At 34.2% G+C, this 18203-nt stretch carries 15 protein-coding genes; 9 read left to right on the top strand and 6 right to left on the bottom strand.

Annotated features, from left to right (window positions below; all coding sequences use genetic code 11):
* Nucleotides 1–48: 48 nt before the first annotated feature.
* The 4 genes from ACNO7W_RS01100 to truB all read left to right on the top strand — a co-directional run bounded on the left by ACNO7W_RS01100 (nt 49) and on the right by truB (nt 2785).
* On the top strand, nt 49–924 hold the full coding sequence (locus ACNO7W_RS01100; protein ID WP_143387576.1) for a cell division protein FtsX: 876 nt from the start codon (nt 49–51) through the stop codon (nt 922–924).
* Nucleotides 925–1015: 91 nt separating this feature from the next.
* Nucleotides 1016–1258 (top strand): DUF3098 domain-containing protein, encoded by a 243-nt coding sequence (locus tag ACNO7W_RS01095; RefSeq protein WP_417936691.1) that lies wholly within the window; start codon nt 1016–1018, stop codon nt 1256–1258.
* Nucleotides 1259–2080: an undecaprenyl-diphosphate phosphatase gene (locus tag ACNO7W_RS01090; RefSeq protein ID WP_143387578.1), complete on the top strand. Its 822-nt coding sequence runs from the start codon at nt 1259–1261 to the stop codon at nt 2078–2080. It begins immediately after the preceding gene.
* A gap of 6 nt (nt 2081–2086) precedes the next feature.
* Complete coding sequence (gene truB, locus ACNO7W_RS01085; RefSeq protein WP_417936690.1) at nt 2087–2785, top strand: tRNA pseudouridine(55) synthase TruB; 699 nt, start codon at nt 2087–2089, stop codon at nt 2783–2785.
* 368 nt (nt 2786–3153) lie between these two features.
* Here the strand turns inward: truB and ACNO7W_RS01080 are convergent, their stop codons facing one another.
* Entirely contained in the window at nt 3154–3756 is a 603-nt protein-coding gene (locus ACNO7W_RS01080) for a thioredoxin family protein (protein WP_417936689.1), read from the bottom strand.
* A gap of 105 nt (nt 3757–3861) precedes the next feature.
* Between ACNO7W_RS01080 and ACNO7W_RS01075 the strand changes: the two genes are divergently transcribed.
* The 4 genes from ACNO7W_RS01075 to ACNO7W_RS01060 all read left to right on the top strand — a co-directional run bounded on the left by ACNO7W_RS01075 (nt 3862) and on the right by ACNO7W_RS01060 (nt 8654).
* Nucleotides 3862–4641 carry a patatin-like phospholipase family protein gene (locus tag ACNO7W_RS01075; protein WP_143387581.1) on the top strand — a complete coding sequence of 260 codons (780 nt, stop codon included), beginning with the start codon at nt 3862–3864 and terminating at the stop codon, nt 4639–4641.
* Between the two features lie 68 nt (nt 4642–4709).
* Nucleotides 4710–5417, top strand: a complete 708-nt coding sequence (gene pyrH / locus ACNO7W_RS01070; protein WP_143387582.1) for a UMP kinase — start codon at nt 4710–4712, stop codon at nt 5415–5417.
* A 63-nt stretch (nt 5418–5480) separates the two neighbouring features.
* Nucleotides 5481–6044: a ribosome recycling factor gene (gene frr / locus ACNO7W_RS01065; protein WP_143387583.1), complete on the top strand. Its 564-nt coding sequence runs from the start codon at nt 5481–5483 to the stop codon at nt 6042–6044.
* Between the two features lie 111 nt (nt 6045–6155).
* Nucleotides 6156–8654, top strand: coding sequence for a DUF5686 family protein (locus ACNO7W_RS01060; RefSeq protein WP_417936688.1), 2499 nt, complete (start codon nt 6156–6158; stop codon nt 8652–8654).
* Between the two features lie 66 nt (nt 8655–8720).
* On the opposite strand, the gene ACNO7W_RS01055 is transcribed toward ACNO7W_RS01060, so the two are convergent.
* The 5 genes from ACNO7W_RS01055 to ACNO7W_RS01035 form a co-directional block, all read right to left on the bottom strand.
* A complete protein-coding gene (locus tag ACNO7W_RS01055; protein ID WP_417936687.1) occupies nt 8721–10991 on the bottom strand; it encodes a cation:proton antiporter in 2271 nt (756 codons plus the stop codon).
* Between the two features lie 123 nt (nt 10992–11114).
* Nucleotides 11115–11834, bottom strand: coding sequence for a LytR/AlgR family response regulator transcription factor (locus tag ACNO7W_RS01050; RefSeq protein ID WP_143387586.1), 720 nt, complete (start codon nt 11832–11834; stop codon nt 11115–11117).
* Nucleotides 11797–12567: a sensor histidine kinase gene (locus ACNO7W_RS01045; RefSeq protein WP_417936686.1), complete on the bottom strand. Its 771-nt coding sequence runs from the start codon at nt 12565–12567 to the stop codon at nt 11797–11799. The genes ACNO7W_RS01050 and ACNO7W_RS01045 overlap by 38 nt, the downstream gene beginning before the upstream one ends.
* A 41-nt stretch (nt 12568–12608) precedes the next feature.
* The gene (locus ACNO7W_RS01040) at nt 12609–12938 is read right to left on the bottom strand and encodes a DMT family transporter (protein WP_417936685.1); all 330 of its coding nucleotides are present in this window, start codon (nt 12936–12938) and stop codon (nt 12609–12611) included.
* Nucleotide 12939: 1 nt separating this feature from the next.
* Nucleotides 12940–15210: a cation:proton antiporter gene (locus tag ACNO7W_RS01035; protein WP_417936684.1), complete on the bottom strand. Its 2271-nt coding sequence runs from the start codon at nt 15208–15210 to the stop codon at nt 12940–12942.
* Between the two features lie 198 nt (nt 15211–15408).
* Between ACNO7W_RS01035 and ACNO7W_RS01030 the strand changes: the two genes are divergently transcribed.
* Nucleotides 15409–17823: an efflux RND transporter permease subunit gene (locus ACNO7W_RS01030; protein WP_417936683.1), complete on the top strand. Its 2415-nt coding sequence runs from the start codon at nt 15409–15411 to the stop codon at nt 17821–17823.
* Nucleotides 17824–18203 lie beyond the last annotated feature (380 nt).

Genomic DNA, 18203 nt, shown 5'->3' with positions numbered 1-18203 from the left:
TAAATAAAGAAATTCTTTATTATTTTTACCCCATAATTTAAGTAAACTATGAGTTCTTCCTTTGATAAATTTCAAAAACGCAGATTAATTTCCTCTTATTTTTCAGTAGTACTAAGTGTATTCTTGGTTTTATTTCTACTTGGAATACTGGGTCTTTTTATTATAAATTCTAAAAAATTAGCTGACGATTTCAGAGAAAACATTGCCATGACGGTCTTTTTTAAGAACGAAGCCAATGACAGCATATTGAAGGCTTTTGGAACCGAATTAAAATCAAGCCGTTTTACAAAATCATACGATTACGTTACGAAAGAAGCTGCTGCCAAACAACATACCGACATTATCGGAGAGGATTTTATGGAATTTTTGGGTGAAAATCCATTGCAAAACTCTTACGATATTCACTTAAAAGCCGATTATGTAATTAAAGATAGTATTGCAAAAATCGAAGCTGGTTTACGCAAAAATCCTATGATTTCGGATATTGTATATGACAAACAATTAGTGAATTTAGTCAACGACAACATCAAGAAAGTAAGTATGTGGATTCTAATAATCAGCGGATTCTTAGCCTTTATTGCCGTATTACTGATTAATAGCTCGTTGCGTTTATCAATCCATTCCAACCGATTTATCATTAAAACCATGCAAATGGTAGGTGCCACTAAAGCCTTTATCAGAAAACCATTTGTAATGCGAAGCATAAAACTGGGAATGATTGGCGCAGGACTGGCAGTTCTCGCATTGATTGGGGTTTTGATTTACGTTGAAACAAACTTTCCTAATCTTGGCATATTGGAAGACAAAGCTTTAATTGGATTGGTATTACTGGCTGTTTTGGGAATTGGTGTTTTAATTACTTGGTTAAGCACCTATTTTGCCACACAACGCTTTTTGAATTTGAGAACAGACGATCTTTATTAATTTCAGATTATAGATTAACGATTTTAGAATTCAGATTTAATTACACCATCATAATTCAGCATTTTTAGACGCTGAAATAAATCAAGCATAAATGAAAAATAACGACCAAAAACATGAATTCCTTTTTGACAAAATAAATTATAAAATTCTATTAATCGGAATTGGAGTAATTGGCTTGGGATTTATACTAATGTCTGGCGGAGGAAGCGATGATCCAAATGTGTTTAGCGAAGACATCTTTAATTTTAGAAGAATTCGATTAGCGCCCACTACCGTTTTAATCGGGTTTGGAATTACCGTTTATGCCATTCTTAAAAATCCAAAGAAAGCATAAATGAATACATTACAAGCATTTTTAATTGCTGTCATTGAAGGATTAACAGAATATCTTCCGGTTTCTTCAACGGCGCACATGGTTTTTGTCAGTTCGTATTTTGGAATTCAAGAGGACGATTTCGTCAAGCTTTTTCAAGTTTCCATTCAGTTTGGAGCCATTCTAGCGGTTGTCGCTTTGTATTGGAAGAAATTTTTCGATTTCTCTTCCCGAAGTGTCGCCATCAGCTTTTACCTCAAACTTATTTATGCCGTAATTCCAGCCTTGGTTTTAGGGAAATTATTCGATGATAAAATTGAAGCAGTTCTAGGAGATCCTATTCCAATTGCGATTGTATTAATTTTGGGTGGAATTATTTTGCTTTTTATTGACAGTCGTTTCCAAAGCCCAACAGTTATTAAAGAAGAAGATATCACGGTTAAAAAAGCAGTAACTATTGGCTTTTGGCAATGTTTAGCGATGATGCCGGGAACAAGCCGTTCGGCCGCTTCTATAATTGGCGGAATGCAACAAGGATTGACACGTCATGCCGCTGCGGAATTCTCTTTCTTTTTAGCCGTTCCAACCATGATGGCAGTAACATGTTACTCCGTTTTCTTGAAAACCTACGTGTCTTCACAAATGAAAGGCTATGAATTGATTCTAAAGTCTAACGAAAACATACAACTATTCCTAATAGGAAACGTTGTGGCTTTTATTGTTGCCATTATAGCTATTAAATTCTTCATTGAAATCATTAAAAAATACGGTTTCAAACCTTGGGGTTGGTACCGAATAATAGCGGGTATCTTTTTATTGATTTACTTTTCATACTTAAAATAATTTCTTTTGAAGACAGCCGAAGATTTCCAAAACGGACAAATTTTACTCATTGACAAACCATTGCATTGGACTTCCTTTCAGGCGGTAAACAAAATGAAGTGGGCTTTGAAAAGTAAACTAGGCTTAAAGAAAATAAAAATTGGCCATGCCGGTACTTTGGATCCATTGGCAACCGGATTGCTATTAGTTTGCACGGGGAAATTTACCAAAAGAATTACAGAACTTCAGGGTCAAGCCAAAGAATATACTGGAACTTTCTATATTGGAGCCACAACGCCTTCGTATGATTTAGAAACTGAAATCGACCAAACTTTCCCAACAGAACATATTGACGAAGCTTTAATTGAGGAAACCGTAAAACAGTTTTTAGGTGAAATAGACCAGAAACCACCTATTTTTTCGGCTATAAAAAAAGACGGCGTTCGCTTATACGAACATGCACGCGCTGGAGAAACAATTGAAATTGCAACAAGGAAAACGACCATTCACGAATTTGAAATCACCCGAATCGCACTTCCTGAAGTCGATTTCAAAGTAGTTTGCAGCAAAGGAACCTATATTCGTTCTTTAGCTTACGATTTTGGAAAAGCCATGAATTCAGGTTCCCATTTAACCGCTTTACGCCGAACAAAAATTGGCGATTATGATGTGACCGATGCTATGGATGTGACTTTATTCGAACAAAGTCTAGCCCCTCAATTGTAATCAAAAAAGCAAAAACACATGACAAATACAAAAATTGAATTTGCGATGTGTTTTTTCTAAAATTTAAAGTAGTTTTAATCCATACTCTTTTTGTCTACTTAGCTACGCCATTGGTTTAATAATGAGTTACGTTTTTACCTCCAAATAGTAAACGCGATAAATAATCATAAACCCTTTCAAACAGCTTTTTCATAACGATGTTTTTTTTTAATTGTGAAACAATATTTAAACACCAATAAAAAAAGTAAATCAATATAGTAGACCTGATTGGGAGTCACTAATTTACAATTTTTTTTTTGATACACAAAAAAATAAACTCAATTATTTGATATAAAAAAAAACTCACAACTATATATATAGTTTTTGCATTAGAGATTTTGCATTAAATTAATTATTTCTTCCTGAGTGCTCAATCCTTTATCTTTTAAATACCACAATTGCAAGTTGGTTTTTACTGTTTCATCAATTACTCCGAATTCTTTTTTATAATCATTAATTAAATTGGCAGCACCTTTGGGTCTTGGGCCCCAGCTTCCAAGAACACTTCCCGTTTCTCTATTAATTACAATTAGTTTAGGAATTGCTTTCTTTTTATTTGTTAAAAACAACTTCATCAATTCCTCATTTTCATCCCGCAAAACAATTTTCATTTCTATTTTATCCTCGGAGGCAATAGTCATTTTATTGAAAATAGGCAATATTTGCGCTGCATCTCCACACCAGCCTTCGGAAATAACTAACCAAATGTATTCTCTTTTTAAATTTTTTAATTTTAAAATATTTTCCTCTGGAATTCTCATCGTTTTATCCAAACGATCCATACGCGTTTCATTCAAGGAACTGTAATGTGTCAAATCTTCGGATTGTTCATTACCTGTTGATTTTCCTTCAAATAATAAATCAGAAACTAATTTTCTATATTCTGAATACGAATGACTGTGAAATAATGCTTTAGCTACTGTTGTTTTCATGATAAAATCTTTATTTACACAAAGTTACCATAAAATTGGGTTTTAAATATGACTTATATCAGTTTCAGTTCCACAAAAAGAGTAATTTTATATCAAATATTTAGAATGGATTTAAAAACAAAATCGATAGGATTAGTGCTTTCCGGCGGAGGCTCTAAAGGAATAGCGCATGCTGGCGCAATTAAATTCTTGGAAGAGAAAAACATCTATCCTTCTCGTATTGCCGGGACGAGCGCTGGCTCAATTGTTGGCGCCTTGTATTCCTGGGGAAAAACACCTGACGAAATCCTAGAGTTTTTTAAGTCAATCTACCTTTTTCATTGGAAACATTTTACCTTCACAAAAGCAGGTCTAATTGATTCTGAATCTTTCAAAAATTATTTTCATGCTATTTTCAAGGATGCCTTACTAGAGGAACTGAAGATTCCAATTCATATTACAGCGACTGATATGGTTAGAGGAAGGCTAAAAATATTTGGCCCTGAAACAACCATTATTGATGCTATTTTAGCTTCTTCAGCATTTCCCGGAATTTTGTCTCCGTACGAAATTAAAGGAAAATTATATAGTGATGGTGGTATATTAAATCATTTTCCCACAGATATTTTACAGGGACAATGTGACACTGTAATTGGAGTTTATGTAAGTCCTATTCAAAAAATTGAAGCTAAAGACTTGAGTTCCATAAAAGCCGTAACTACCCGCGCTTTTGATATCCTTTCGGCAAATTCAAATATGCACAAATTCAACGTCTGTGATTGGGTTATTGAACCTAAGGATTTGTGCCTCTATAGTACTTTTGAAACGAATAAGATTAAAATGGATGCGATCTTCAACATTGGCTATGAAGCCGCAAAAAAATCTTATAAAAAACTTAATTTATAAATTTTAAGTAACACTTTTTTTAAAAAACAGAATATGTCTATATTTGCACCAATCAACTCAACACAAAAATGAAATACAAAAGAATTCTTCTAAAACTAAGTGGCGAAGCTTTAATGGGCGACTTGCAATATGGAATTGACCCAAAAAGATTAGCTGAATATGCCGATGAAATCAAGCAAATTCATGCAAAAGGAGTAGAAATTGCCATCGTGATTGGTGGTGGAAATATTTTTAGAGGAGTTGCCGGAGCAAGTGCAGGTATGGACAGAGTACAAGGCGATTATATGGGAATGTTAGCCACTATTATTAATGGAATGGCTTTACAAGGTGCATTAGAAGATAAAGGAATGCTTACCCGTTTACAAACAGCTTTAAAAATTGAGGCGATTGCAGAACCATATATTAAGAGAAGAGCGGTTCGTCATCTTGAAAAAGGCAGAATCGTGATTTTTGGTGCAGGTACAGGAAATCCTTATTTTACAACGGATACCGCTGCCGTTTTACGTGGTGTGGAAATCAATGCCGATGTAATTCTAAAAGGAACTCGCGTTGACGGTGTGTATGATTGTGATCCGGAGAAAAATGCATCAGCAGTAAAATTTGATTTTATCTCCTTTGGTGATGTTCTTAAAAAAGGATTGAATGTAATGGACACTACAGCATTCACGCTAAGTCAGGAAAACAAACTTCCAATCGTGGTTTTTGATATGAATAAAGTAGGCAACTTATTGAAAATTTGTGAAGGAGAAAATATAGGAACAGTAGTAAATATATAGTTAATGGTTCTGGGTTTTAGGTTTCTCCAAACATCTAAAACCCAAAACCCAACACCTAAAAAAATGACCGAAGAAATTGAATTTATATTAGATAGTACCAAAGAATCTATGACAGGTTCTATTGCGCATTTAGAAAAAGAATTTTTAAATATTCGTGCCGGAAAAGCTTCTCCAGCAATGCTAGGAAGTGTTTTTGTAGATTATTATGGCTCAGCAACACCGCTTTCACAAGTGTCAAAAATTAGTGTTCCTGATGCGAGAACGATTACACTACAGCCTTTTGAAAAGAATATGCTGCAAGTAATTGAAAAAGCAATTATGGTTGCCAACATTGGTTTTAATCCAATGAATAACGGTGATGTAATTATCATAAGTGTTCCTGCATTAACTGAGGAAAGAAGACGTGAACTTGCCAAACAGGCCAAAGTAGAAGCCGAAGATGCTAAAGTTGGTATTCGAAATGCCAGAAAAGATGCCAATACGGATATTAAAAAACTGGAAAAAGAAGGCACATCAGAAGATATTTGTAAAAGTGCCGAAGAAGAAGTTCAAAACTTAACTAATAGTTATATCAGAAAAATAGATGAGCTTTTAGTTTCGAAAGAAGCCGAAATCATGAAGGTATAATTCCTCTTCAAACCATATTAAAAATCCGTTCGCTTAGGTGAACGGATTTTTTTATTGTTATTTTTGCGATACCAAAATGAGATTATACCCGTTTTGCATTAAACCCTATTTATGAAGCAATTGTGTTTGTTTTTCTTTTTTTTAACGCTTTCGCTTCAGGCGCAATTTCAGGTAAATGGAATTGTAAAAGAATCCACAACGAATAAACCCCTTCCTTTTGCAACAATTACCACAAATAATGGAATAAATACCATATCTGATGTTGATGGAAAGTTTAGTATTTTATCTACAATCGTCATTTCAACTTTTGATCTTTCGTATATTGGTTTCACCAAATCTACTGTTACTGTCGAAAAAAATAAAAAATATTACGCAGTAGTTCTTTCCCAAAGAACAAATGATTTGAATGAAGTGGTTGTTCCAAGCGAAAACCCCGCTTTGTCCATTATAAAAAAAGCAATTGAAAACAAAGACAACAATAATCCACAAAAAAAACTCGGCCGTTTTGAGTTTAAATCCTACAACAAACTCATTTTAACCGCTAATCCTGATTCTATTGATGGAAGAATAGATTCTGTTTTTGTTAAAAAATCTGCTGGGGCAACATTCTCTAAAATTGACTCTTCTGATTATAAATTTAAAGAAATCATACGCCAACAACATCTGTTTCAAACCGAAAAGGTATCCCAATATCAATTCAGTAATGCTAAATTAAAAGAAACGATATTAGGTACAAAAATGGCTGGTTTCAAACAACCCGTTTATGAAATCATTGCTTTTAACTTACAGTCATTTTCGATTTATGATTCCAGTTACGAGCTTTTTGAAACTAAATACAACAGCCCCATTGCCAATGATGCGCTAAAAGATTACAATTATAAACTACTGGATTCTTTAATCATAGAGGGTAGAAATACCTATATGATTTATTTTAAAAACAAAAAGAAAAGAAAAGCATCCGGATTAGAAGGAGTGCTTTATATTGACCAAAATAATTTTGCTGTAGCCAGAGCGGTCATGCGAATAAAAGGAGTTCTTGACATTAGCGGAATACATGATTTTAAATACATTCCAAATGACGATTTATGGTTTCCATCAGATAAGACTTTTAAAATTGTAAAAGGCAAAAACGATGATGACATAAAAATTCTTGGCGGAACCGTTCAATTTGATGGTGATATAGAGAAGGATTTTAAAAGAAGAAAAAAAGAAGCCTCCGATTATACCTATCTGCTATCACAAAGCAACAACTTTGATGTTCATTACAACACCCCTATTCAAATTAAAAAATCATCTATTGCAATCGAAATCAAAGACGATGCGATCAACAAACCTGAAAGTTTTTGGAACACTTACAGAAAAGACAGTTTAGACAATCGAAGTCAAAAAACATATTTGGCTCTCGATAGTATTTCTTCCAAAAAACGAATTGAAAGCCGCATCCGTTTTGGCAGAAAAATCATCAATGGGTATTTACCCGTGGGGAAATTTGATTTAGACTTACGCAAATTGTTTAGTTATAACAATTATGAAGGGTTCCGATTGGGAATTGGCGGAGTCACAAACGAACAATTTTCAAAGAAATACAGAATCGAAGGCTACTGTGCTTATGGCACAAAAGATGGGAATTTCAAATATAATTTGGGAATGGCGACTCGAGTAGGCAAATTTTCCAATTCCTGGATTGGCATTTCTTATACTGATGATGTTCGAGAAATTGCAAGCACCGTATTTGCGATTGATAAAAAAGCTTTTAAAATCTATGACCCAAGACCCATAAACATCAGTACGTTTTACAATTACGTCAGCTGGAAAACATTTATAGAAACGAAAATCATTCCAAAAACCGAAAGTATCTGGGAACTTTCCCGTACTGCTGTCGAACCCAAATTCAATTACATATATAATGCGAACGGAAAACTGTATTCCAATTACATTATGACAACAGCCATGGTTTCTTTACGCTGGAATCCATTTAGCGATTATATGCAAACCCCAACCGGAAGAATTGAAGTAGAAAAACGTTTTCCAAAATTTACTTTTCAATACACCCAATCGATACCTAAAATTTGGGAAAATGATTTCGATTTTAGCAAAATAGATTTCAAAACGGAGTATGAAAAAAAATATTTGAACGGTCAAAAAACAAGTTTACTTTTTGAAGCGGGATATGCTTTTGGCGATGTTCCATTAACCCATTTGTACAATACTTCTCCAAATAATATTACTAAAGAAACCATTATTCAAAGAATGACTTTTTCAGGAAAAAACAGTTTTGAAACGATGTTTTTCAATGAGTTTTTTTCCAGTGAATATGCATTCTTTCAATTCAAACATGGTTTTAGTCGGGTGACATTATTTAAAAAAATAAAACCGTCCTTGGTTCTTGTATCCCGAATGGCCTGGGGAAATTTGCAAAAACCGGAACAACACATCGGACTGGATTATAAAACGCTGAATGAAGGTTATTTTGAATCCGGAATAGAACTCAATCAAATTTTCAAAGGATTGGGATTAAGTGGGTTTTACCGTTACGGACCCAATCAACTTCCTAAATTTGAAGATAATATAGCAGTAAAAATAAGTTATGTACTTAATTTAGGGCTTTAAACTAAAAACAAAGTCCTGCAAGTTTTATATAAATGCAGGACTTTGTTTGTTTCCATTTAAAATATTTTATGGTTTAATAATCAATACCGATGGCGTATTATTGAGCCAAATACTGTGGGAATCCAACAGTATTTTCCAACTTTCTAAACTAATGATCATCAAATCCTGATGCTCTAAAAACTCTTTTTTAATCGTTCTTTCCTGCATCATCATAATATGATTGGGCGCTATTTGTTCTATGGAACGAATTCCTTCTTGGATTTTTCGATTGTTTCTAATGTGCCCAACCGCATCCAAAACCGTAATTTGAGAACCGTTATTGTGAATCAATTTTTGTGCAAATTCAATCAAAAAGGCATCTTCATCACTAAAAATAGGCATGAAAACCTGATTTATTTCCTTTAATTCTTTGTCGACAAGAATTCCGACTGACATTTTGCTTTTGGCAATAATTTGTCTTGTTCGTTCGTCGAAAGGAGAGTTTTCAAACAGCCCTTCTTTTCCTGTAAATTTATCAATCAAGCGATCCGGATTGATGATTCTTGTCGTAAAACCAAGTACTTTACCCAGTAGTGTTCCTTCAAAAATAGATTGTCCTAAACCTACCAATAACAAGTCATATTCACCATGATTAGCCGTATCAATTATATCCGAATCAATATCATTTGACGCTTTGAAAAGAGTAATGATTTTTTGATTTAGATTTTCCGATTCAGAAATAACCGGTAAAAACATTTCTCGTTCATAATCTTTCACATCAAAGGAATGCAACTCTGAACTTAATGACAAATGCATTGCAGTAACAACCGTATTCCCACTTTGTTTTTTGACCAAACTATTGGCAACGTTCAACAGTGTTTTCCCTTTTTCGGCTGTGGCAAAAGAAATCAGAACTTTGTATTTACTTTTATTGCTAATTTCTTCCGGGATAATGCTGCTTTTAGTTTTGAATATATAATTAATTAAATCCAAAGCCGGACCGGTCATAAAGGTGGTTGCCAATGCCATAATAACCATCATAGTGAAAATTTGAGTGGACAAAACACCTAAATCATACCCAATATTCAGCACCACCAATTCCATCAAACCTCTTGTATTCATTAATGTCCCAATAGACAGGCTGTCTTTCCAGCTATGGCCTACGAACTTTGCCGCAAACGCACTTCCAAAAAACTTACCGACTACTGCAACCAAAATAATCAAACCGGTAATTTTCCATAAAGAAGGGTCGTCGATTAATCCTATTTGGGTCCTTAAACCCGTAAAAACAAAGAATAAAGGAAGTAAGATTACAACTGAAACATCTTCTACTTTTTCGATAAAAATAGTTCGGAATTTATTGTTTTCCGGCATGATTGCCCCAGCCAAAAATGCTCCGAACAAAGCGTGAATCCCTATCAACTCAGATGCATAAGAAGACAATAATAATGTCAAAAAGAAAATAGCCACAACGGGTTTGTTCAGACTTTCTCTGGTAGAATTCAAATCACCGACTCTTTTTAGGAAAGGCCTAACCACTTTTAGCATCACCATTACATAAATTATGGCCAAGCCAATAACATATAAAGAACTAGTAAACGAACCTGCTTTTACAATGGCAATTACTGCTGCCAGAATGCACCACGCCGTGATATCATCGGCAGCGGCGCAGGTAATTACAATTGCCCCTAATTTAGTTTTATGAATCCCACGTTCCCGAACAATTCCTGCCAAAACCGGAAACGCAGTAATGCTCATGGCAATTCCTAAGAACAATCCAAAAGAAAGAAATTCAACACCTGGAGGAGCAAAAGACTGATAAATAAAATAAGCAAGCCCTAAACCTAAAGTAAACGGAATAATAATACTGGCATGACTGATAACAACAGCATCATGCGCTTTATTTTTAAGCACTTTTAAATCCAATTCCATCCCAATAACAAACATGAAAAGGATTAACCCAATTTGGCTCAGAAACTGCAAGTTGCCTAACGAATCCTTAGGAAATAGCATTGCCGAAAATCCGGGAAAATACATCCCGATTAAAGAGGGCCCCAAAACAATCCCTGCTATCATCTCCCCTATTACTGTTGGCTGCCCAATTCTTCTGCAAACCCATCCAAAAAATCGAGCTACCAAAATAATTGTGACAATTTGCGCCAGAAGAATGGCTAGAGGGTGTTGTAAATTGTGGTTCATCGACATTGTAAAATCATTCCAATGTCCGTTTTCTATTTGGTGAGAAACAATGTTTCGTCCTATTTCCAGCATTTTCCCTTTTATAATAATCCAATACATCAAGGCAGAAAACCCACCAATAGTTATCAAATAAAAAAAAGAATTTTTAATATTTCTCATACACCTTCCGCTTTTTAATTTAGTATATTTTTATGCAAATATGGGAAGTGATTTTTGAGAAATAAAGAGAACGACAAGTTAATTCCCGTCGGATGTAACAAGATTGGAAAACTTTGTAACAAATCAGATTTTTACTTTTATTAAAAAGTCAGAACGATAGGTTTCGCTCAGAACTAATGTGATGAATTTTCCGTTTTCTTCCTGATGGCTGAGCGTAATTTCATTGTGATTGAAAAATTTCACAGCTCTCATTGAAATGATTTCTTTTTTATTCACTCTGCAAAAATCAGCCTGAGGAAGCTGACTTAAAAGCGAATCAAAATTAATGTTTTTTAAAATCAGGGGGCTACCACCAACAAGAAACACTTCTTTATCTCTACTGTCAGTCGCAGCAGTCTTGATGTATACAATCTGATGAAAATACAACAATGCCTTCCCTTTATCAGTATTCAAATGAATAAATTTTTTAACATTCGAAGGTTTATCAAATCGTTCCAAAGCCTTTGCAACTGCTTTTTGCAAACGCTCCTTTGTAACCGGTTTTAGGATATAATCAACCGCATCAATATCAAATGCTTCGGCAGCATAGTTTTTGTAAGCAGTGGTAAAAATGACTAATTTATTCTGTAGTAAACCCGCAAGAGTCAAACCATCAATTCCTGGCATTTCGATATCTGAAATACACAAATCAAAATCGAGTTTCGGAATTTCTGCCAGTAATTTTTCTGGATTATTGAATGCTTTTACAATTTCTAATTCTGGAATTTGCTCACAAAGCATTTTCAGATAGGTCAATCCCGGTAATTCATCGTCCAGCAGCAAGCATTTGAGTTTTGTATTCAAGAAGATTGATTTTTAGGTGTGCAATATAAATGTCATTTTCTACAAATTTATCGAGTTTAAACTGATTTTTGTATATAATTTTTAACCTTTGCTCCAACGTAGCGGCTCCAATACCGCTTCGTTCTTTTTTCAATGTCTTTTTATCTGATATTTTATTTGAAACGGTCAAATAAAAACAATTGTCTTTGAATTCAAATAAAACCGAAATAAAGGCATCTGCACTTTGCAAATCAGCATGCTTAAAAGCATTTTCTATTAAATCAATCGAAATTAAAGGTGCTAAAAGACGTTGTTCGTAGAGCATTTCACCTTCATTGATTTTAGTTTTTACTTTCAATTCAAAAAGCGGACTAACTTTAATTTTATTGATTTCTATAAGATTCAATGCAAACTCGATTTCTTCTTTTGGGGAAACTAATTTTTTTTGACTTTCATATAAAATATAATCCAGCACATTCGCCAATTTATCTAACGCAAAATAGGTTTGATACGCATGTGACTGAATTGAATTGAGAATATTTTTAAAAAGGTGGGGATTGAGTTTGGATTCCAATGTTTCCAACTGTAAATTATTTACTTTCATTTCAAGAAAATGAAACTTTTCTTCTGCTCTTTCTTTCGCTTTTCCTGATTGAATTAATCGATAAACAAGATAGCAAAGCACGATTATCAATAACATAATAATCGTGAGAAACATATAAATCACACCATTATTTTCTGGAATCCTATTCATCTTTTATGTTTAAAAATACTTTAAAAAAGCCCATTTGATATTTAATGACTCGACACAAATTTGAGTCCAATAATCGAACTGATTAAAGTAGTGATAAAGAAAATTCTCCGAAAATCAGCGGGTTCTTTAAACACAAAAATCCCAACCAAAACTGTTCCCACCGCGCCAATTCCTGTCCAAACTGCATAAGCAGTCCCAATGGGCAAGGTTTGTGTGGCTTTGTAAAGCAACACCATACTTATTGTCAAACAAATTAAAAATCCGCCCAACCACAATGTTGCTGTAGCACCTGCACTTTCTTTGGCTTTGCCCAAACAAGTCGCAAAACCGACTTCAAAAAGTCCACCTATAATCAATAAAATCCAATTCATATTAATGTTTTAAAATCAATACCGAAGGAACTCCACTCAACCAAATACTTCTGGAATCCACAAGTTCTTTCCAACTTTCGAGACTAATTAACATTAAATCCTGATTGGCTAAAAATTCTTTTTTAATTGTTTTATCTCCCACTAAACCAATGTTATTAGGATATTTTTGTTCTAGAGAATCAATGGCGCTCTTCATGACAAAATTAGTATCAACATGTCCGTTTACATCCAGAATGATAATTTTAGAATTGTTATTGTAAATTAATTTTTGGATATAATCAATCAAAAATGAATCTTCAGGACTGAAAATTGGAATAAAAACCTGATCTACATTTTGCAGTTCTTTATCAATCAAAATCCCTATAGGCATCTTAGTTTTAGAAATAATTTGTCTGGTTCTTTCATCAAAAGGGGAATTTTCGAACAAACCTTCTTTTCCCGTGAATTTATCAATCAATCGATCCGGGTTAATTATCCTTGTGGTAAAACCAATTACTTTTCCGAGAATTGTACCTTCGAAAATAGATTTTCCTAAACCTATCAGCAACAAATCATAATCGCCTTGATTCGCTACATCTGCAATTTCGGTTTCAATATCAAGGGTCGCTTTAAAAATAGTAGTGATATCCTGGTTTAATAGTTGCGATTCTTCGACAATAGGATAAAAACTATTTTTTTCTTTATCTTCCATATTAAACGTATGTACCTCATCACTTAATGACAAATGCATCACCGTAATGCTGGATTTTGCTTTTTGTTTCTTTATAAAACTGTTAGCCAATCGCAATAAGGATTTCCCTTTTTCATTGTTTCCAAACGAAATTAAAATTCGGTATTTATTATGGTTTGTTTGTTCTACAATTTCAACACCATCTTTAGTTTTGAATATATAATTGATTAAATCTAAAGCTGGTCCAGTCATAAAAGTAGTGACTAATGCCATGATAACCATCATTGTAAAAACTTCGGGAGTCAAAACTTTAAGCTCTAATCCGATATTTAAAACAATTAATTCCATTAAACCGCGCGTATTCATCAAGGCACCGATAGTTAAACTGTCACGCCAACTCTGACCTACAAATTTGGCTGCTAAAGCGCTTCCTAAAAATTTCCCCACCACGGCTACAAAAATAATAAACCCGGTAACTTTCCATAAATAGGGATCATTGATAAGTCCAATTTCGGTTTTCAAACCGGTAAACACAAAAAACAAAGGCAATAAAAGGATCAACGCAACATCCTCCACTTTTTCTATGAATATCGTTCTGAATTTTGGAACATCCGGCATAATCGCTCCCGCCATAAAAGCACCAAAAAGGGCATGAATACCAATCACTTCAGTAGCATAAGACGAAAGAATAAGTACAAGAAAAAAGATTGCCACTACAGGTTTTACTATACTGTCTTTAGAACCATATAAGTCCCCAATTCTTTTCAAAAATGGTTTTACAATAAAAATCATGGCAGCAACATAAATTATGGCCAGCATAATAATGTATAACGAACTAACGAAAGTTCCCGCTTTTACAATCGCAATTACTACAGCCAAAATACACCAGGCGGTAATATCATCGGCAGCGGCACAAGTAATCACAATAGCTCCTAATTTCGTTTTATGTACCCCTCTTTCCTGGACGATTCTTGCCAAAACAGGAAATGCAGTTATGCTCAGGGCAATCCCCATAAACAAACTGAAAGCAAGGAATTTCACTCCTTCGGGAGCAAATCTATTGTAAACAAAATAGGCCAGACCAATCCCCAGTGCAAATGGAATGACAATACTGGCATGGCTTATCACAACCGCTTCATTGGCTTTGTTTTTCAACACTTTCATATCGAGTTCCATTCCTATGACGAACATAAAAAGGATCAATCCTATTTGACTTAAAAATTTTAAGTTTCCTAACGATTCAACTGGAAACAAAGCACTTGAAAATTCCGGGAAATACATTCCTAACAAAGAGGGCCCTAGAACAATTCCTGCAATGATTTCTCCTATAACTGATGGTTGTCCGATTTTTTTGAAAACCCAACCAAAAAAACGAGCCACAAGGATTATTGTAATAATTTGTGCCAAAAGAATGGCCAGTGGATCCTGAAAATTATGTTGCATCGAAGTTAAAAAATCATTCCAAGAACCATTTTCACTTTCCGATTTTATGATCGTTTTATTAGCTTCTAAATGCTTTCCTTTACTTATAATCCAATATATTAATGCAGTGAAACCACCTGTTACACCTAAATAAAATAATGCGTTTTTATAATTCTTCATATGTATTTTTATGTGGACTTTCCCAACTTTAAAGAAACAAAGATGAGAAATTCAAATGTATAATTTATATCTCATAAAATTAATATATTGTAAAATAAAAAAACTCCGGAATTAACCCCATAACACACCAAAAAGTTTTATTTAAAACAAATGATTTATAGCGGTTTTGACTACCTTTACCGCCGTTAAATATGAATTATGATTAAGTGGTTTAGTTTAGGATTTTGGGAATTAATAGCTCGAGTTGTCCTTAGAAATAGAATTTTAATGTTATCCATTATTATAGCGATAACAGTCCTTTTAGCAATGCAATGGAAGAATATCCATTTCACTTTCACCGAAGCTAACTTATTACCGGACGACAATATTGTAAATCTAGAATACAATGCCTTTTTGAATAAATTCGGCGAAGAAGGAAATTTAGTCATCATAGGCGTAAAGGATAATACCATTTTTACCCCAAAAGCCTATGCTTCTTGGAGTAAACTGATGAACGGTCTTAAAGGAGACAAAGCCGTTGATTTGGTTATTTCCTTAAACGACCTAAAGAAATTACAGAAAAACGATTCGCTCGAAACCTTCGAATTGGTTCCTTTTGTTGACCAAAGCAAAACTGTTGACAAAGCCTATCTTCAAAAAATAAAAAAAGAACTTTTCAATGATTTGCCTTTTTACGAAGGATTACTTTTTAACAAAAGATCGGGAAGCATTCGCTCTGCCGTTTACATGGATAAAAAAATTGTAAACACTGCAGCGCGAAAAGATTTTATTTTAGAGAAGTTAGTTCCCGCAGTAGAAACATTCGAAAAAGAAACCGGAATCGACCTTCGTGTTTCAGGAATGCCCTACATCAGAACATTAAATGCAAAAACTATTGTCGACGAAATAAGCATCTTCATTGGAGCCTCATTATTGGTAACCTCATTGCTTTTCTTTTTCTTTTTCAGAAGTTTTAGAGCCACCTTAATTTCAATGATTATTGTAATCATTGGTGTGATGTGGTCGTTTGGCTTTTTAGGATTATTAAATTACGAAATCACGGTTTTAACTGCTTTGGTTCCTTCTTTGATTATTGTTATCGGGATTCCAAATTGTATTTTCCTGACCAATAAGTACCATCAGGAATACAAAGTTCATAGAAATAAAGTCAAAGCTTTACAACGTGTCACCACCAAAGTGGGAATGGCAACGCTAATGACAAATCTTACTACAGCGATTGGTTTTGCCACGTTTGTTGCCTCCAATAATCAATTGCTATTAGAATTTGGAGTAGTGACTTCCATTAATATTATGGCGCTTTTCTTTTTGTGCATTATTGTCATCCCTATTTTTCACAGTTATATTCCACCGCCAAAAGACAGACATATTGAGCATTTAGATCGAAATTATGTTAAGGTTTTTATGGACTGGATTCTGAGAAACGTAAAATACAATCGTTTTTCAATTTACGTGGTTGCCGTTATTCTATTGGTAATTAGCATTATAGGAATTTACAAAATGCGTATTTCAGGTAGTTTAATTGAAGACATGCCCAAAAAAGAAGCCTTTTTTGAAGATATTGTTTTCTTCGAAAAAGAATTTGACGGCGTTATGCCACTGGAAATCATGATTGACACCAAACACAAAAAAGGGGTCATGAAATTGTCTACACTGAAGCGAATGGAAGAACTCGAGGAAACCATTGACGAAATTCCGGAACTGTCAAAACCCATTTCAATTGTCAATTTGGTTAAATATTCCAAGCAAGCCTATTATAACGGAAATCCGGATTATTACGAATTGCCAACCTCACAGGAACAGTCGTTTATTTTGTCGTATGCCAAAAATGCCACTAAAAATTCCAAAGACAATTTGATGAAAAGCTATGTCGATTCAACAGGGCAATTTGCCCGAATCACGACTTTTATGCGTGATGAAAACGGCGATAACATAGCGAAGATTGAAGCAGAAATTCGTAAAAAAGCCAATACCCTTTTCCCGCCAGACCGCTATCATGTTACGATTACCGGAAAAGCATTAGTTTTCCAAAAAGGAACTGGTTATCTTCTGGACAATTTACTTTCGTCTTTGGTTTTTGCCTTTTTCCTGACCTCGCTTTTGGTGGCGTTTATGTTTCGCTCGTTCAAAATGGTATTAGTTTCCATCATCCCAAATTTATTGCCGTTATTGCTAACTGCAGGAATTATGGGTTATCTGGACATTCCTTTGAAACCGTCAACGATATTGGTTTTCGGAATTGCATTTGGACTTTCGGTGGATGATACGATTCGGTTTTTAGCACAATACCGCGAGGAATTAAAGAAAAACAACTGGAAAATACGCAAATCTGTTTACGCTACATTTACGGATGCCGGTTTGAGCATGTTCTACACTTCCATCGTGTTATTCTTCGGATTTTCGGTGTTTATGCTGTCCAGTTTTGGCGGAACAATAGCGCTTGGCGGACTAATTTCATTGACTTTATTGTTCGGAATGCTGTCGAATTTAATGTTATTGCCAGCTTTGGTTTTAACCTTAAATAAAACATTGGCGAACGAACAGGAATTCATCGAACCAAAAATTGATATTATCGAACATACCGATGAGGAGATTGATGCTTTGAAGAAAAAATAGCATTTTGTTTTTTGGAGCCATTTCCCGCTATCCGTTACAATCTTTATGTTTTTAAAGAAAAAACATAAAGGATTTTCACTACTATCAGGGCTAAGGAATTAGATAAATTATTTAATTTTTTATGACTATCCGTAAATAATACTAAAGAAAAATTTAGCCGCAAATTCGTGAAATTCGTGGCTAAAAAATAATATGACAGTCCGCAATATGTTCCAAAGGATAAAATAGGACACACAGATAACACGGATTGAACGGATTTTGCACAGATTTAAATAACAGTTTGATTCACCAAGTAAAAAAATCCGTGTAAATCGGCATAATCTGTACAATCTGTGGGCTAATATTTATGCTTTATAAATGTACAAACGACGAAAATTGTA

It is taken from the genome of Flavobacterium sp. ZB4R12 (assembly GCF_048276375.1).
Classification (GTDB): Bacteria; Bacteroidota; Bacteroidia; order Flavobacteriales; family Flavobacteriaceae; genus Flavobacterium; species Flavobacterium gawalongense.
This window is presented reverse-complemented; position numbering and strand designations above follow the sequence as displayed.

Coding starts and splice junctions, on each gene's coding strand:
- ACNO7W_RS01090 (WP_143387578.1), top strand. CDS start 1,259: ATGAATACATTACAAGCATTTTTAATTGCTGTCATTGAAGGATTAACA.
- ACNO7W_RS01100 (WP_143387576.1), top strand. CDS start 49: ATGAGTTCTTCCTTTGATAAATTTCAAAAACGCAGATTAATTTCCTCT.
- ACNO7W_RS01040 (WP_417936685.1), bottom strand. CDS start 12,938: ATGAATTGGATTTTATTGATTATAGGTGGACTTTTTGAAGTCGGTTTT.
- ACNO7W_RS01080 (WP_417936689.1), bottom strand. CDS start 3,756: ATGAAAACAACAGTAGCTAAAGCATTATTTCACAGTCATTCGTATTCA.
- frr (WP_143387583.1), top strand. CDS start 5,481: ATGACCGAAGAAATTGAATTTATATTAGATAGTACCAAAGAATCTATG.
- pyrH (WP_143387582.1), top strand. CDS start 4,710: ATGAAATACAAAAGAATTCTTCTAAAACTAAGTGGCGAAGCTTTAATG.
- ACNO7W_RS01095 (WP_417936691.1), top strand. CDS start 1,016: ATGAAAAATAACGACCAAAAACATGAATTCCTTTTTGACAAAATAAAT.
- ACNO7W_RS01075 (WP_143387581.1), top strand. CDS start 3,862: ATGGATTTAAAAACAAAATCGATAGGATTAGTGCTTTCCGGCGGAGGC.
- ACNO7W_RS01060 (WP_417936688.1), top strand. CDS start 6,156: ATGAAGCAATTGTGTTTGTTTTTCTTTTTTTTAACGCTTTCGCTTCAG.
- ACNO7W_RS01035 (WP_417936684.1), bottom strand. CDS start 15,210: ATGAAGAATTATAAAAACGCATTATTTTATTTAGGTGTAACAGGTGGT.
- ACNO7W_RS01055 (WP_417936687.1), bottom strand. CDS start 10,991: ATGAGAAATATTAAAAATTCTTTTTTTTATTTGATAACTATTGGTGGG.
- ACNO7W_RS01045 (WP_417936686.1), bottom strand. CDS start 12,567: ATGAATAGGATTCCAGAAAATAATGGTGTGATTTATATGTTTCTCACG.
- ACNO7W_RS01030 (WP_417936683.1), top strand. CDS start 15,409: ATGATTAAGTGGTTTAGTTTAGGATTTTGGGAATTAATAGCTCGAGTT.